This is a genomic window from Rhodococcus sp. NS-SX18 (assembly GCF_057367935.1).
The window spans coordinates 1843145-1859415 of sequence record NZ_CM170633.1; the positions used below are offsets into that span (position 1 = coordinate 1843145).

The following is a 16271-nucleotide window of genomic DNA, read 5'->3' on the forward strand; positions in this document are numbered from 1 at the left end:
GACACCCGATCATGCCAGGTCGCGGACGTCCCGGCAGACCTGGCGGGATCAGCTGCGGACCGTGGGGCCGAGGTAGGCGAGCACGGCCCGGACACGCTGGTGGTCGTCGGGTTCGGGTGGCAGGCCGAGCTTGTCGAAGACGGCGCGCACGAGCACGTCGACGGAGCGTTCCCCGAGGGACAGGGCGGCTCCGATCATCCGGTTCGAACAGCCTTCGACCATGAGGGTCAGGACCTCCCGCTCCCGGGAGGACAGGTCGTCGAGGGCCACCCGGTCGCGGTGCGGCCGCGAGATCAACCGGCCGGCCACGTCGGGATCGAGTGCCGTTCCGCCCGCCGCGACGCGGTGCAGCGAGCCGAGGAACCCGTCGATGTCGGTGAGGCGGTCCTTGAGCAGATATCCCAGACCGGCGGTCCCGCCGGCGAAGACGTTCATGACGTTCTCGGTTTCCACGTACTGGGACAGCAGCAGCACGGCGGTACCCGGGAAACACCGCCGAACGGTGAGGGCGGCGTCGATCCCCTCCGTGGTGTGGGTAGGCGGCATCCGGATGTCGACGACGGCGAGGTCCGGGTGGTGCTCTCCGACCAGTTGCAGCAGACCCTGCCCGTCCGCGGCCTGGCCGACCACCTCGATTCCCTCGTCGCGCAGCAGACCGGCGATGCCCTCGCGGAGCACCGCGGAGTCGTCGGCGAGCACCACCCGCAGGTTCATGACGGCTCCTCGGATGTCCCGGCGGTGAGGGGAAGGGACAGCGTCAGGGTCGTGCCGCCCCCCGTGGGACTGTGCACATCGAGCACCCCACCGAGAGCCGCGGCCCGGTCGCTCAGCCCGCTCAAGCCGCCGCCGGCGGTCAACGTCGCACCGCCGCACCCGTCGTCGGTGACGACCATCCGCAGCATGTCGCCGTCCCGGCGGAGGTCGATCCCGATATGGGTGGCGCCGGAGTGCTTGGTGGCGTTGGCAACCGCTTCCGCGGCGATGAAGTAGGCGGCGAGTTCGACCGAGGCGGGAGCCCGCCCGGTCAGGGTGTCGACGATCTCCACCGGCAGCGGAGCGCGCTCGGCCAGGGCGGTCAGCGCGGCGGCGAGACCGTGTTCCTGCAGCACCGGCGGGTAGACGCCCCGGGCCAGTTCCCGCAGCTCCACCAGCGCCGAGTCCAGTTCGGCCGTGCCCTCGGTGAGCAACTCCTGCTTGCGTTCCGGCTGGGACGTCCGCTGCGCACGTCGCAACAGGATCGTCGCAGCGACCAGGCGTTGCTGCGCACCGTCGTGCAGGTTGCGTTCGAGCCGTCGCCGCTGCGCGTCCCCAGCGGCGACGATCCGCTCCCGGGACCTGCGGACCTCGGCGAGCTGAGCCTGCAACTCGGACTGGAGCCGCTGGTTGTCCAGCGCGAGGGTGGCCGCACTGCGCACCGCCGCGAGCAGTTGCGGCTGATGCCGCAGCGACCGGTCGTACACGAGCGCCCCGACCGGGACGCCGTCGCGTTCCAGGACGGTCGCCGCGCGGGGGTCGTCGCCGCCCGGCAGTCGCTGCGGGTCCCCGTGCGCGTCGAGGTACTGGTTCGACTGCGGCGACCACGACCACAGGACCAGACCGGGGTCGCGCAGTGCCTTGCGCAGCGCGTGGACGAACTCCTCCCCGAGCGGGGCCGCACCGACCTCGATCATCACGTCGCTGACCGCCCCGCGGGCGACCCGGTAGCGCCACAACCCCACCAGCACCGCGATCGGGAACAGCGCCGTCGCCAGGTAGCCCACGTAGGCCGTCCCCACGTTCCCCATACCCGACGACTGCGCGGTGATCAGTCCTGTTCCGATGACCGTGGCGAACCCGAGAATCCCGGCGACCCACAGGGGCGCGAACGCGGCCCGATACGCCGGAGATCCCGCCCGCCACCGGGCCAGCAGCACACCGATCACGACCACACTGACGCCGGCGGCCACCGCACCGAACACCAGCTGCAGGACCCGGAAGATCGCCGGGTCGTCCCGGACCAGCAGGAGGTTGGGCGCGGTGAACCATTCGGTGCCGATCATCACGGACGGGTTGTAGAACATCAGGTCGAGCAGCACCGAGACCAGGAAGAACACATAGCAGCCACCCACGAACCACCGTTCCCACCGCCGGGTCAGTCGCCCCGTCGGAAAGCCCAGCAGTATGTGGATCAACACCGGCAAGTACATCACCGTCAGCGCCGCCCCGAGGGTGAAGACCACCGGATTGCGGGCCGCGGCGCCGCCCTTCACCAGCCACAACACCCCGGCCAGCACCATCAGCCGTCCCGTGTTGTCGTCCGGTCGGCTCTGCCACGCGACGATGCCCGCCGCGACGAAGGCGACACCGACCGCGAGGAACGCCACCAGCTCCACCGGTCCCGCGGGCGGACCTCCCGGCCAATCGACCGACACCAGCACCACCCCGACAACCAGCAGGGTGGTCACGGCGACGACCGCCGGCAATGTTCGACGACTCACGACGAGGCCTCCGATCCTCGCTCTCAGCATCCCGCTCCGGGCCCCGGCCGACCACCGTGCTGGCACTGTTGGACCATCCGTGATTCCGCCTCGGTTCCGCCGACGATCCCCGAGGGGTTGAATAGAGGAGACGGGCCGCTTCGGGAGGTGGTGGCGGTGAGCGGAAACGGGGCTCCCGGGCCGGGTTCGGTGTTTGCCGGGTACACCATCGAGCGGCTGCTCGGCGCGGGCGGCATGGGGTCGATCTACCTGGCGCAGCACCCGCACCTGCCGCGCAAGGTGGCCCTCAAACTGCTCCATCCGGTCCTGACCGCCGACGACAGTGTCAGGGCCCGCTTCGAACTCGAGGCCGACCACGCCGCGCGGCTCGAGCACGCCAACATCGTCCAGGTCTACGACCGCGGCTGCGAGGACGGCCGGCTCTGGATCGCGATGCAGTACGTCCCCGGCACCAACGCCGCCGCGCTGCTCCGGCAGGGCCCCGTCCCGCCCGAGCGGGCAGTGCACATCGTCTGCGAGATCGGCAAGGCCCTCGACTACGCCCACCAGGCCGGGGTGCTGCACCGGGATGTGAAGCCGACGAACATTCTGCTGGCCGAGCCTGCCGGTCCGGGCGAGCCCGAACGGGTCCTGCTCACCGACTTCGGCATCGCCAAAGCCCTCGACGAGGCGAGCGGGCTCACCCGCACGGGGACGTTCGTCGGCAGTCTGCAGAACGCCGCACCCGAGCAGTTCGACACCACCGTCGCGCTCGACCGCCGCACCGACATCTACTCGCTCGGCTGCACGCTCTACCACCTGCTCACCGGCCGGCCCCCGTACTCCGGCGACACCCTGCCCAAGCTGTGGCACGGACACGTCCGCAGCCCGATACCCCGGCCGAGCGAGGCCCGGCCCGACCTGCCGAAAGCGTTCGACGCCGTCGTCGCGCGCGCCCTCGCCAAGGACCGCAACGACCGCTACGGGACCTGCCGGGAACTCACCGCCGCCGCCCGCGCTGCCCTCACCGGAGAGACCACGACCACCGCCCCCGCCCCGGTTCCCGCCGCGGCGGGTGACGACACCCTGGCCCGCACGGTGGCGGTGGACGCCGCCGCGGAACCGACCCGGGTCGCCGCACCGCGGCGCGCCGCACGGCGCGGCGACAGCGCGGCACCGCTGCGGGTGGTGCTCGCCGACGACTCCGTGCTCCTGCGCGAGGGCATCTCCCGGCTACTGAGCGACGAGGGAATCGACGTCGTAGGCGAGGCCGGTGACGCTGCCGCCCTGCTCGCTCTCGTCGCCGACGAACGTCCCGACATCGCCGTCGTCGACATCCGGATGCCCCCGACCCATACGACCGAGGGAATTGTCGCCGCCGCGACCATCCGTGCCGACCACCCCGGCACCGCGGTGGTCCTGCTGTCGCAGTACGTGGAAACCGACCACGTCATGAACCTGATCGCCGACGGGGCCGCCGGCCTGGGCTATCTGCTCAAGGATCGGGTCGCCGACATCGACGAGTTCGTCGACACCCTGCACCGGGTCGCCGAGGGCGGTTCGGCCATCGACCCCAGCGTGGTGAGCCGACTGGTGACCCGGCCGCACCGCGACAGCCGTCCCATCGACACGCTGTCCACCCGCGAACGCGAGGTCCTCGCTCTCATGGCCGAGGGCCGCTCGAACCGGGCGATCGGGGCGGCCCTGTTCCTCGGGGAACGCACCGTCGAGGCGCACGTCAGGGCGATCTTCCTCAAGCTGGGGCTGCACCCCGAACCCGAAGACCACCGGCGCGTCCTGGCCGTGCTGAAGCACCTCGAGGCGACCACGCCCTGAGCCGTCCCGGACGCCATGTCGGGCGCGCGCCGCCCGTTCGCGGCACGCTGTCCTGGGTGTACTGGCGAAGCGTCAGGAAAGTGAGGCCGAGTCGCGCACGTTGTGCGGATCGTTCTGCCTTTGCGTTGGCTACGGCACCTGGCGCTTCACCGCCGGGTACCGGGATTGTCGGGGCGCTGTCCCCGGCCGAGTGCACAGTGAGTTCGTGCAGGGGTGCATCCACCGCCGGGGCAATCCCGCCACGGCGGCTGTCTTGCAGTGCCGGACGGATCGACGGACCACGCTCACGACGGGATTCATTGTCCGATAGTCGGTCTCGAGCCAATCGTCGATGTTGGCGGTCGGCGAGTTCCAGGCCGAGTCCAGCGGCGGTGTCGAGGTCCCGGCCGGCGCCGGTCGAATCCAGGATTCGACGAAGCTGTCGCCGGCATCCAGTGCTGCATTCGACGAGCCACGCCTGGTCGTGGAACCGGATCCGGTTCGGCATGCGTCCGCCCTATGCCTCGAGCGTCCCTAGTTCGATCAGGAGAACGCCGGTGGCTATCAATGCAATGCCGACGTTCATCTTCGGTGTCAAGGGGTCCTGAAAGAGCATGCGGCCCAGGACGGCGGTAAGGACGACGCCCCCGGCGACCCAAATGCCGTAGACGATTCCTACCGGCATCCCCCGACCGAGGACGAGTGCGATGAGGGTGAATGCCGCCAGGTAGCTCAGCGCGATCGGGACGATCCATCGTCGGTGACGTAATCCGTCCGATGCTCTCAGGCAAAGTGTGCCAGTCACTTCCAACACGATGGCAAAGATCAGGAGTGCCCAGGTCATAGCAGTGGCGCCCGGTCGTTGTCGGTGTGAGTGGGGGAGTCGGCACCGGCCTCGTCAGGGCGGTGGGATCCCAGTTCGACGACGAGGACGCCGACGATCACCAGAGCGATTCCGACAGCCATGACAGCGGTGAGTTTCTCGTCGAACAGCGCGGCGGCCAGTACCGCGGTGAGGGTGATTCCGCTGGCGCCCCAGATTCCGTATGCCACCCCTACCGGCATGTGGGTGAGCACGCGGGCGAGGAATAGGAAGGAGACTCCATACCCGAGTGTCACGACCAGATACCACGCGGGGTGGTCCGCTGCGGCCCGAAGGCTAAGCGTTGCGGTGACTTCGGTGGCGATGGCCCCTATGAGCAGCAACCACTTCATGGGCGAAACCTACCCCGGACGTTGCGGCCGCCGCGCCGCGACCCGTCCACGTTCGTCGTGCGGCCGATGTGGCTCCGGTGCGGCCGGGACGGTCGTCCCGGCGCCCTCGCCGCGGCGCCGAGGCTTCGCAAGCCCAGCGTGACCATCTCTCAGTGTTGTCACGCAATGCGTAAGAGATTTGGGGTATGTACTTGACTTTGCGTAGTTGCGGCCGCAGTATTCTTCGCAAGTTGGTTGTGAGCCGGGTTACAGACTCGGCGGACTGTGACGAAGGATGTGCAGATCACGTGATTCAGATGAGTGACATTCGAGCGCGGTACGGATTGCCCTCGAACGGTGAGATCCTCGAGGCGCTCGAGGCGGGGGAGACCTTGCCGGCGCCGTACTATTTCGCGCCGGAGATCCATGCGCTCGAGCAGGAAAAGATCTTCTCCAGGTCGTGGCAGTACGCCTGCCATGAGTCCGCGGTGGCCAAGCCAGGCGACTACGCGGTGACCCGTGCCGGGTCGATTCCCATCATTGTCACGCACGGTCGCGACGGTGAGCTGCGCGGGTTTGTGAACGTGTGCCGGCACCGCCTGCACGCGATCGCCGAGGAAAACGGCAACAAGCCGTTGCTGCAGTGCCCCTATCACGGCTGGACCTACGGCCTGGACGGCAAGCTCAAGACCGCACCGCGTTCGCAGCGCGAGCCGAACTTCGACTGCTCGACGATCTCGCTGGAGCCGGTGTCGGTCGAACGGTGGGACCAGTGGGTCTTCGTCAATCCGGATCCGAACGCCGCATCGTTGGCGTCGGTGACCGCTGGAATCCGAGAGCGCACCGACGAGCTGAACGCCGATCTGCGCCGGTACGAATTCCAGGTTCGCTACGAGTACGACATGGAATGCAATTGGAAACTGTGGGCGGAGAACGCCGTCGAGTGCTACCACTGCCCGACTCTGCACAAGGCGAGCTTCGGCAGGACCTACCACACCAGTCCCGACGACTACGCCGTCGACTCCGACGAAAGCACCATCTGGCACACCGGCCCGCTCAAGTGGCTGCCCGGAGATGCTGATCCGGCCGCGCACAAGGGGTTCCGCTTTGCGTTCACCTTCCCTTCGTCGTTCTTCGCACTCGACGACTACGTCGGGTTCGTCGGCAGTGTGCAGCCGGTCGGCCCGGAGAAGTGCTGGGCCTTCGTCGACATGTACGCCAAGCCCGGAGCCGACCCGGCCCTGGTCAAGGAGTGGCTCGAGATGTGGGATCAAACCCTCGTCGAGGACAAGCGCGCCACCGACATCCAGCAACTGGGCTACAACTCCGGCAAGGTCCGTGCCGGTCGCCTCCTCCTCGACAGTGAGAGCCCGCTGCAGAGCTTCATGAAGGCCACCGTCCAGACCTTGTCCTCGTGATCGACCCCACCGCAGCGAAGGAGCCAGACCATGGCCATCATCTCCGTGGACCGGCACAAGTGCCAGGGATACGCCAACTGCGTCGTAGCTTCGCCCGACGTGTTCGACCTCGCCGACGACGGCAAGGTAGCCCTCTTGCAGGCCCAAGTCGGTGACGGCACGCGCGCCGAGGTCGAGGACGCCGTGCGCTCCTGTCCCGCCGCAGCCCTGAAGCTGGAAGGCGGCGCCTGATGCGGCACGTTCTCGTCGTCGGCGCTTCCCTGGCCGGGGTACGGGTGGCCGAGAACCTCAGAAGCCGCGGATTCGATGGCCGCCTCTCGCTCATCGGCGCCGAACAACACCTGCCCTACGACCGCCCCCCGCTGTCGAAGGAGCTTCTTACCGGCAGCCTCGATCCGGACGCCGTTGTCTTCCACGAACGAGCGTGGTTCGCCGACCACGACATCGATCTCCGCCTCGGCGAACGTGCCGTTCATCTCGATCCCCAGCGAAGAACCCTGCAGACCACCGAGGGGACACTCGAGTACGACGAGCTCGTCGTCGCCACTGGCGCGCGTGCTCGGAATCCGTTCCCCCAGGCTCCGCGAGGAGTATGCACTCTCCGCACCCTCGACGATGCCGAGGCCTTCCGCGCGGCGCTCACCGCTGCTGCGCACCTGGTGGTCATCGGCGGTGGGTTCATCGGACTCGAGGTCGCGTCCTCGGCCCGTGCGCTGGGCAAGGACGTCACTGTGGTCGAGGTCGCCGACACCCCGCTCGTTCGTAGCCTCGGGGTCGAAACGGCCCCCGCGGTCGCAGATCTCGCGCGGAATCACGGCATTCGCCTGCTGTGTGGACGTTCTGTGACTGCCCTGGGCGGCACCGGGAGCGTCGAAAGCGTACGTCTCGACAACGGGGAAGATGTCGACTGTGACCTGGTGCTCTTGGGTGTAGGAGCAGTACCGAACACCGAGTGGCTGGACGGCGCCGGCCTGGAGATCACCTCTGCCGGCATCGTCTGTGACCCGACCGGGCGCGCAGGGGAACATCTCTGGGCCGCCGGCGACGTCTGCTCATGGCGGGATACCGTCGGTGTCGCGCATCGCCACGAGCACTGGACCTCCGCCGCCGAACAGGCCACGTTGGTCGCCCACAACCTTCTCGGTGACGACAGCCGCACTCTCACCTCGGCCCCCTACGTCTGGTCCGATCAGTTCGGCCGACGCATCAACCTCATCGGCACCACCACCGGCTACGACGCCGTGCGCGTGCTCGGGCACGACGTGTCCGATCTCGTCGCCCTGTATGCCCGCGACGGCCTCCTGGTCGGCGCATGCGTCGTCGACCAGGCGTCGCTGATGCTCAAATGCCGCAGGTGGGTCGCTGAACGTACCCCCGTCACCGCTATTCCCGCGTGGGACCTCGCCCGCGTCTGAGGACGACTGCACCCGCTACTTGGGAGGACACCCTGTGAGTCCCGCCGAAATACCCCACCCCCCGGCTCCGCTTGTCGGCACTCACGCCGAAGCAATGGTCCGGACGCTCACCTGGCGCGACGGATTCGTCTTCGCCCTCAACATGCCGATCGGGCTGTTCCTGACCCTCGGTTACACCGTCGGCGCAATAGGCGGATGGACCGCCATCACTATCTGGGGCGTCGCCTGCGCCCTGGCCTTTCTGCAGAGCAACCTCTTCGCCGAAATGGCAGCGATGTTCCCCGACAAGTCCGGCGGCATCTCCGTCTACGCCTACGAGGGCTGGAAACGGCACTTCGCCCCCCTCGGCGCCATCGCCGCTTTCGGCTATTGGATGGGCTGGTCGCTCTCGCTCTCGGTCGAAGGAGTCGTGCTCGGCACCCTGATCGAGCAGGCCTTCTTCCCGGACTCTGACGTCGCTGTACATCTGCCGATCGGTCACGAACTCGGTTTGCCCTATCTGATCGCCATCGGCTCCATCGTCGTGGCATGGGCGCTGAACTACTTCGGCGTCAAGATCGCAGCCGGTGTGGCCCGGGTGACCGGGGCGCTGTTGGTAACCGGCCTGGCTGTCCTGATCGTCGGTCCCTTCGTGTCCCCGCATGCGGACTTCGACATCGACCGGATTACCTGGGCTGGGACCAGCTCCCCGTTCGACTGGAAAGTCATCGTCGTCTGGTTCTACATCACCGCCTGGACCACCTACGGCACCGAGGTGTGCGCCAGCTTCGCCGCCGAATACAAGGACCCGGTCAAAGACACTGCCCGTGCCTTGCGCGTGTCAGCGGCGTTCATCCTTGGCCTGTACATCCTGGTGCCCTACGTCGTGGTCGGCGCCCTGGGAGAGCAGACCATCGGTGCCAACCCGGTCAACTACATCGGTCTGGCCTTCGACGAGATCCTCGGAAGTTACTCGTGGATGGGCCAGCTCCCGGTGATGGCCGCATTCATCATTGCCATGATGACCGCCACCGCCGATGGAGGCCGCTCGCTCTACGGCATCGCTCGCTCCGGAGGCACCATCAGACAGCTCGGGGTGCTCAATCGATTCGGCGTCCCCGGTCGCGCCCTGACCACCGACATGCTCATCAACGTCACCGTCCTGGTCGTCCTCGGGGAGCCGATCGCCATACTGCTGGCCAGCAACCTCGGCTACCTGACCGCCGTCACCTTGGCCGTGGGTGCCTTCGTCCTGCTGCGCCGCGACCGGCCCGACCTGCCCAGACCCATCCGGCTGCCCACGCCGTGGATAGCCGTGGCCTACGTACTGTTCGCGATCAACACCTTCGCCATCGGCGTGGGGATCCTCAATCCCGGACTGACCGGGTACGGCGGTCTGAGCGAAACAGTCACCGGCATAGGAATTCTCATGATTGCCTGTGTGCTCTGGTACTACCGCCAGCGCATTCAGGACAAGACCCGAATCCAATGGCGCATTCGCGGCGAGGACCCATCCCACGTCGTGCACCCGAGCGAACCCGAACCCGAGCAACCCGCAGCGTCTCCGACCAACTCGAGGAATTGAGGAATCATGAAGGCCATCCGCGTCCACGACTACGACCACACACCGACCCTGGACGATGTTCCCGCCCCGGTACTGCGTGATCCCCACGACGTCATCGTCAAGATCGGCGGCGCCGGGGTCTGCCGCACCGACCTGCACATCATCGAGGGCCAGTGGAAGGACAAGAGCGGCGTCGCCCTGCCGTACACCATCGGCCACGAGAACGCCGGCACCGTCACCGAGGTCGGCTCGGCAGTCACCAACGTCGCCGTCGGGGATTCGGTGATCCTGCACCCGCTGGCCACTTGCGGGCTGTGCTCGGCGTGCCGTCACGGCGATGACGTGCACTGCACGCACTCGGATTTCCCCGGTATCGACGCCGACGGTGGGATGGCCGAGTATCTGCGCACCTCCGCACGAAGCGTCGTCAAACTCGACCCGGCACTGGCGCCCGCCGACGTCGCGGCCTTGGCCGACGCCGGACTGACCGCCTACCACGCCGCCCGCAAAGCCGCGGAGGTCCTTCGACCCGGACACACGGCCGTCGTCATCGGTGCCGGCGGTCTCGGGCACATCGGAATCCAGGTGCTCAAGGCCCTCACCGCAGCACAGATCGTCGTGGTCGACCGATCCGCCGCTGCGCTGCAGCTGGCCAAGGAGATCGGGGCGGACGGCACCGTCGTGGCCGACGGCACCGAAGCTCAGCAGGTGCTCGAACTCACCGGTGGCGCCGGAGCCGAAGCTGTCCTCGACTTCGTCGGCGAAGGATCCGCACTCGCCGCCGGCATCGCCATGCTTCGTCGGGCCGGCAACTACTACGTCATCGGTTACGGGGGCACGCTCGAAGTCCCGACCATCGACATCATCAGCACCGAAATCAATTTCATCGGCAACCTGGTCGGCACCTACAACGACCTCGTCGAACTCATGGCCCTGGCAGCGCAGGGCAAGGTGCACCTGCACACCGTCAAATACCGGTTCTCCGACTTCGCGCAAGCTCTCGACGACCTGCACCACGGACGGGTACGCGGACGGGCCGTGCTCGTACCGGACGGCGAGTTCGTCGAGACACGGTGACGACCGGGCTCCGACAACACGCGTAGCTCCTCCAGAGCTCAACTACGAATCGCGCAGGCAATAGAGTAGAAGGATGCGCAAGATGGCGATCAACGGTAGTGGAGACCCCTCGGACCGCTCGCGTGAACACGCGGTCGAAGGCCTCGACGACGTCGATCGCGGTATCCTGCGGCTGCTCCAACAGGACGGACGAATGCCCTACCGACAGATCGCCCGCGAACTGGGCGTGTCGGAAGGTACTGTGCGCCACCGGACAGGCCGGCTCGAGGAATCGGGAGCGCTGAACGTAGTCGCTATCGCCGATCCCTTCCGGCTCGGCTACCGCATCCTGGCTTTCCTGCTGATTCGTGTGGAACCGGGACAGCACGACCACGTGGTGTCCGCGCTGACCTCCTGGGTGGAGTCGACCTACGTTTCCAGTTGCATCGGCCATGCCGACATCTACGTGCAACTGGTGTGCCGGGACAACAACCATCTGCACACCTTGCTGCACGAGCGCATCCCCGAAATCGGAGGCGTCCGTGAATTCGAGACCTTCATGGAATTGAAGATGCACAAGGTCTCGTACGGCTACTCCGCACCCTGACGGCTGGCCGACACCGCCGCGCCGCGGCCGCCGCTTCTACACCTGTCACAGCCGTACCTCGCCGACCCGGCAACTGCCCGAGCAGGCGCTGCCTGATCGGTGGGTGTCGCTACATTCAGAAGGAAGAAATGATTTTCATTGTTGTCAAATTCGAGGTCCGTCCCGACTGCAGTGACAGCTGGCTGTCGCTGACGGCCGACTTCACCGCGGCCACCCGGGCCGAACCCGGCAACCTTTGGTTCGAATGGTCTCGCAGCATCGACAAGCCGAACGAGTACATCCTGATCGAGGCGTTCCGGGACCCGCAGGCGGGGACCGATCATGTCAACGCCACGCACTTTCGCGAGGGACTCGAGGCCATGCGTCCGGCCCTGAGCGAGACGCCGCGCATCATCCACACCGAAGTTCCCGGGCTCGAGTGGTCGCACATGGGCGAACTCGAGATCACCCCCGTCCACTGAACAGTACCGATCGGAGCATCATGACCCAGCGAATGGGCGGCAAGGTCGCCTTCATCACCGGTGCCGCCCGAGGACAGGGCCGCAGCCATGCGGTCCGCCTGGCCCAGGAAGGCGCGGACATCATCGCCGTCGACGTGTGCGACGAGGTCGGCCGTACCACCGACTTCTATCCGCCCGCGACCGAGGAAGATCTTGCGGAGACGGTGCGTCTGGTGGAGAAAGAGGGGCGCCGCATCATTGCGTACCGAGCCGACGTACGTGACTACGACCAGCTCGAAGCCGGCCTGTCTCGCGCCGTCGAGCAACTCGGGCGCCTCGACCTCGTCGTCGCCAACGCCGGCATCTTCCAATTCGGTGACGAGATCACCGACACCTCCCCGGCCGACTGGCGCGATGTCATCGACGTCAATCTCACCGGCGTTTTCCATACCTGCAAGGCGGCGATTCCTCACCTGGTTCGGGGTGGTCGCGGCGGCAGTATCGTCATCACCTCCTCCGACGCCGGGGTCAAGGGATTCTCCCGGTTCGGGCACTACGTCGCCTCCAAGCATGGCGTCATCGGCTTGATGCGGACCCTGACAATGGAACTGGCGCCCCACTCGATCCGAGTCAACGTCGTCGCCCCCACCAACTGCAACACAGACATGATCCAGAACGACGCGGTCTACCGGCTGTTCCGCCCCGACCTCGAGCGCCCCACTCCCGAACAGTTCGCCGAGGCATCCTCGACGCTGCTCGCCCTACCGCAGCCCTGGGTCGAACCGGTGGACGTGTCGAACGCCATCGTCTTCCTGGCCTCCGACGAAGGTCGCTTCATCACCGGAGTAACTCTCCCGGTGGACGGCGGCTCCGCCGCCATCTGACCCGGCACGGAGAGAAGCCTCCGGATGAACAACAGATTCCGGTGGGGACGGCCCGGTCCGTCCTCACCGGACTGCCCAGATCGGACGACGCCGATGAAATCCCGCACCTCCCTTCCCGTCCCGCTTGTCGACCGGTACGACTGGCAACTCCGCGCTCGATGCCGCGGAATCGGAAGCGAGACCTTCTTCGCTCCGGCCGGGGAAACCCGTTCGGCGCGTACCCGACGGGAACGGGCCGCCAAACAGATCTGCGCCGTCTGCCCCGTAGTCGATCAATGCCGAACCCACGCCGTGAACTGGAGGGAACGGTTCGGAGTCTGGGGAGGAATGACCGCAGCCGAACGCGCCGCACACCGGACATCGACCGCCCCGATCACTGTGTGACGACGCTCGGATCACGAGTTGGAGGGCCCCGAAGAACGGAGGTGATCGCAGATCCGTTCGCCGACGCTCCCCACGCGATTTCGTGAAGTACCCCTGAGCCGGGACGCTCCAGTCACTGCCCCGAGTTCATTGCACGTTGTGGCGACGGACTCAAAGGCCTCCATTGCGTTCCCGGCCGTGAACTACGAGACGGAACCGGCGGTAGATCGGCAGATCGCCGCGCTGTCGGTCTCCGCCCCGTCCCGCTGACGCAGAACGTCGACCCGAGGTGCTCAGTCGGAGAGTTCGTCGAACAGCGTAGGTTCGTCCGGGTTCTCGAACAGCTCGGTCTGCTCGGGAGGGGACGACCGGCGCCGGCGCCGGCGCTTCCCGGTGCTGCCGGCCGGGGGCACGAGCAGCCGCATCGCTGCGGTGAGCGAGCGGCAGGTCGCTTCCCATTCCAGCGCCTTCGCCTCGGCCCGCGCGGTACCGGCGTCGTCCCCGGCCGCGGCGCGCCCCATCGCCTCGGCCTGCCAGCACACCTGCGCGTCCACGCTCAGCCGCAGGAAACGCAGCAACTGGTCCGGTTCGTCGTCGGCCATGCGGGCCACGGTGCGGGGCTCGACCGCTACCTCTCCGTCGAGATGGAGGTCGCGCAGTGCCAGCAGCGTCAACGGAAGATCCGCCTCGGACTCGGTCGTCCACGGCGGCAGCTCGTCCGCGGGCGGCGGCACACAGTCGTGGTCGGTCTCGTGCAGCAGCTCGCCGCCGAGACTGGTGCCGAACCCCTCGTCCAGCCCCTCGAGGAACTGCGCGACCAGGTCGAGTGTGGCCAACAGGTGGGCCGGCACGAAGGGCGACGCGGGCAGGTGCGCCGCCACCGCGACCCGGTCCTCGACCAGCACGAACTTCAGGTGCGGCCACCGCCGGTTCAGGTCGGCGACGACCTCGGCGGCGCGGGTACGTCCGGTGATGTGGTGGACGATCGGGGCGAACACGTCGACGGTGCGCTCGTGCGGCCCGACGCCGACGAACACGAGCATGCCCGCGACCCGCACCGCCAGGTCGCCGTCCTCGTCCCACAGCGGGACGTCGCCGATCCGCTCGCGCAGCGTCGACTCGATCAGCTCGCGCACGTGGTCCTCGCCCGCCGTCTCGACGGCGAGGGGGAGCGCAGCCTGCGGCGGGATCTCCTCGGCCGGCGGCGGCAGTTCGAAGTCGGCCCGTCCGGTGCCGAACGTCTCGGTGCGCAGGAACAGCGGATGCGGCACCCCCCACACCCGACGCAACGCCGTCACCGCGACGGCCGCGAGCTGGTCGGCCCACGCCGCGGGCCGGTCCATCCAGTAGGCGGGCGACCCGCCGTCCTCCGGGTCTTCGGGTCCCCGGGACGGTTCGCGCCAGCCCAGCTCGGCGAGCAGCGCCTCGTCGCCCGGCCGGAGACGGCGATCGGGGTCGAGGTGGGCATTGGACGGCACCTCGCACCGGACCTGGCCCTCACCCCACGCGTAGAACTGCACGCACGGTCCGGCGGGGCCGGTGTCCTCCTCGACGAGCGGTTCGAGGACCAGCCCGTCGCCGTCGCGCATCGATGCCACATGGTCGGCGAGACGTGCCCGGAACTCGCTCCAGGACCGGTCGACGTCGCGGTCGAATCGGCTCTCGGTGTCGGTCACGATCCACCCCCTTTCCGCGGTCGCGGGACCGTGTGAAGACACTAGCCGGGGGGACCGACAGGCGCCGCGCGGGCAGCATCGCGCGGTTGCGGGGCCCGGGACGTCCGGCCACTCGGGGGGTCGTAGTCGGCGCCCCGCTCCGGCCGACCCGTCAGTCCAGGCTGCGGACGAATACCCCGATCGAAGCGACGGCCCGTCCCGCCTCGGGCACGATGCCCGCCGCGGCCTGGAACACGTGCACCTGCCGCTCCCACACCTGCAGTTCGCAGTGCACGCCCGCGCTCGCGAGACGTTCGGCCATCAGCTCGGCGTCGACGTACGTCATCTCCTCCGAACCGGTCTGGATGAGGGTGGGGGGCATCGCGGTCAGGTCGGCGTCGACCGGCGACACCGCACGCGGGCCCGACCCACCGGCGGCGGCGTCGATGCGGGCGATCACGTCGGCCAGGGCCGGAACGGCGCGGCGCGGGAACAGGGCGCACCGATACGAATTGGGATGCGCGAGCTTGCCCCGGGTGTCGAGGTCGGTCAGCGGCGAGAGTGCCACGTTGCCGGCCGGACGGCCGAGACCGAGCCGCAGCGCCGCGAGCGTCACCTGGAAGGTGAGGAATCCGCCCGCCGAGTCGCCGGCCACCACGATGCGCTCCGCCGGGTAGCCGTGCGCCATCAACCACCGCAGCCCCTCGATGCCGTCCTCGACCGCGCTCTCGATCGGGTGCCCCGGCAGCATGCGGTAGGCGACGCTGAGCACGGGAGCCCCGGCCGCCGACGAGATGCGGGAGACCATCTGCCGGTGGGTGGCCAGCCCGCACACCAGGAACGCCCCGCCGTGCAGGTACAGGATCGCGGTGGAGCCGTCGGCACCCGGGGCGGCGAGGAACTCGGCGCGGCAGGACGGCAGCCGCACCGGATGCCGGTGCGTGCCGGGGACCGGCTTGAGGGGGAACGCGAGCCGGTCGACCACGCCCGTCGGCCAGGGCAGGTGCGGGGCACGCGCCCACGCGTCGATGACCGGCTTGACGGTGCTGCGCACCGAGAACGTCAGGGCCTGCGACGGCATGCTCACCCCGGCGATCTCACGCCGCAGCACCGGCCGCGGCACGGGCGGATACGACAACGAAGGATGGTTCGACGCGGTGCTCGTCATCGGGGCCTCCTCGTCCTCGTCCGCTCGGGCGGAGCTGCACTCGTCGTCGGCTCCGGCTCGTCCTCCGCGGCCCTTCCGCCGTGGCTTTCGCAACGTTCGTCCGGGTCGGTTGATCGACAGTACGACGACGATCCGCCGGGGCGAAGCACCGTGACTCGATGGAGACCGGACATCGAGGTTTTCGCAGGTCGCGGGCCTTTCTGTTACCGATTCGGTACGGCATGCGCGGGGCCGACGTACGATCCATCCCAGCATGC

At 68.1% G+C, this 16271-nt stretch carries 16 protein-coding genes; 10 read left to right on the plus strand and 6 right to left on the minus strand.

Annotated features, from left to right (window positions below; genetic code table 11):
* Positions 1–48: 48 nt before the first annotated feature.
* Positions 49–714 carry a response regulator gene (locus AC2IPW_RS08630; RefSeq protein ID WP_003935157.1) on the minus strand — a complete coding sequence of 222 codons (666 nt, stop codon included), beginning with the start codon at positions 712–714 and terminating at the stop codon, positions 49–51.
* Positions 711–2477 carry a sensor histidine kinase gene (locus AC2IPW_RS08635; RefSeq protein WP_486376695.1) on the minus strand — a complete coding sequence of 589 codons (1767 nt, stop codon included), beginning with the start codon at positions 2475–2477 and terminating at the stop codon, positions 711–713. Before AC2IPW_RS08635 ends, AC2IPW_RS08630 begins: the two co-directional genes overlap by 4 nt.
* Positions 2478–2624: 147 nt before the next feature.
* Between AC2IPW_RS08635 and AC2IPW_RS08640 the strand changes: the two genes are divergently transcribed.
* Complete coding sequence (locus AC2IPW_RS08640) at positions 2625–4292, plus strand: protein kinase domain-containing protein (RefSeq protein ID WP_486376696.1); 1668 nt, start codon at positions 2625–2627, stop codon at positions 4290–4292.
* A gap of 496 nt (positions 4293–4788) precedes the next feature.
* Here the strand turns inward: AC2IPW_RS08640 and AC2IPW_RS08645 are convergent, their stop codons facing one another.
* Together AC2IPW_RS08645 and AC2IPW_RS08650 are read right to left on the minus strand one after the other, a co-directional pair.
* On the minus strand, positions 4789–5115 hold the full coding sequence (locus tag AC2IPW_RS08645; protein WP_003935160.1) for a DMT family transporter: 327 nt from the start codon (positions 5113–5115) through the stop codon (positions 4789–4791).
* Positions 5112–5486 (minus strand): DMT family transporter, encoded by a 375-nt coding sequence (locus AC2IPW_RS08650; RefSeq protein ID WP_003935161.1) that lies wholly within the window; start codon positions 5484–5486, stop codon positions 5112–5114. Before AC2IPW_RS08650 ends, AC2IPW_RS08645 begins: the two co-directional genes overlap by 4 nt.
* A 296-nt stretch (positions 5487–5782) precedes the next feature.
* Here AC2IPW_RS08650 and AC2IPW_RS08655 point away from each other — a divergent pair, with 296 nt between their 5' ends.
* From AC2IPW_RS08655 to AC2IPW_RS08695, 9 genes are all read left to right on the plus strand, one after another.
* Positions 5783–6883: an aromatic ring-hydroxylating oxygenase subunit alpha gene (locus AC2IPW_RS08655; RefSeq protein WP_486376697.1), complete on the plus strand. Its 1101-nt coding sequence runs from the start codon at positions 5783–5785 to the stop codon at positions 6881–6883.
* 30 nt (positions 6884–6913) lie between these two features.
* Positions 6914–7114 carry a ferredoxin gene (locus tag AC2IPW_RS08660; protein ID WP_003935163.1) on the plus strand — a complete coding sequence of 67 codons (201 nt, stop codon included), beginning with the start codon at positions 6914–6916 and terminating at the stop codon, positions 7112–7114.
* Positions 7114–8298 carry an NAD(P)/FAD-dependent oxidoreductase gene (locus tag AC2IPW_RS08665; RefSeq protein ID WP_486376698.1) on the plus strand — a complete coding sequence of 395 codons (1185 nt, stop codon included), beginning with the start codon at positions 7114–7116 and terminating at the stop codon, positions 8296–8298. The genes AC2IPW_RS08660 and AC2IPW_RS08665 overlap by 1 nt, the downstream gene beginning before the upstream one ends.
* 94 nt (positions 8299–8392) lie before the next feature.
* A complete protein-coding gene (locus AC2IPW_RS08670; RefSeq protein WP_486376699.1) occupies positions 8393–9862 on the plus strand; it encodes an APC family permease in 1470 nt (489 codons plus the stop codon).
* 6 nt (positions 9863–9868) lie between these two features.
* Positions 9869–10918, plus strand: a complete 1050-nt coding sequence (locus AC2IPW_RS08675) for an NAD(P)-dependent alcohol dehydrogenase (RefSeq protein ID WP_486376700.1) — start codon at positions 9869–9871, stop codon at positions 10916–10918.
* Positions 10919–10991: 73 nt separating this feature from the next.
* The gene (locus AC2IPW_RS08680; protein WP_100246233.1) at positions 10992–11504 is read left to right on the plus strand and encodes an Lrp/AsnC family transcriptional regulator; all 513 of its coding nucleotides are present in this window, start codon (positions 10992–10994) and stop codon (positions 11502–11504) included.
* A gap of 128 nt (positions 11505–11632) precedes the next feature.
* Positions 11633–11965, plus strand: coding sequence for a putative quinol monooxygenase (locus AC2IPW_RS08685; protein ID WP_486376701.1), 333 nt, complete (start codon positions 11633–11635; stop codon positions 11963–11965).
* A 20-nt stretch (positions 11966–11985) separates the two neighbouring features.
* On the plus strand, positions 11986–12828 hold the full coding sequence (locus AC2IPW_RS08690; RefSeq protein WP_450120959.1) for a mycofactocin-coupled SDR family oxidoreductase: 843 nt from the start codon (positions 11986–11988) through the stop codon (positions 12826–12828).
* A 93-nt stretch (positions 12829–12921) separates the two neighbouring features.
* Positions 12922–13212, plus strand: a complete 291-nt coding sequence (locus tag AC2IPW_RS08695) for a WhiB family transcriptional regulator (RefSeq protein ID WP_486376702.1) — start codon at positions 12922–12924, stop codon at positions 13210–13212.
* Between the two features lie 272 nt (positions 13213–13484).
* On the opposite strand, the gene AC2IPW_RS08700 is transcribed toward AC2IPW_RS08695, so the two are convergent.
* Together AC2IPW_RS08700 and AC2IPW_RS08705 are read right to left on the minus strand one after the other, a co-directional pair.
* A complete protein-coding gene (locus tag AC2IPW_RS08700; protein WP_486376703.1) occupies positions 13485–14867 on the minus strand; it encodes a T3SS (YopN, CesT) and YbjN peptide-binding chaperone 1 in 1383 nt (460 codons plus the stop codon).
* Between the two features lie 151 nt (positions 14868–15018).
* The gene (locus tag AC2IPW_RS08705; protein ID WP_486376704.1) at positions 15019–16014 is read right to left on the minus strand and encodes an alpha/beta hydrolase; all 996 of its coding nucleotides are present in this window, start codon (positions 16012–16014) and stop codon (positions 15019–15021) included.
* Positions 16015–16271 lie beyond the last annotated feature (257 nt).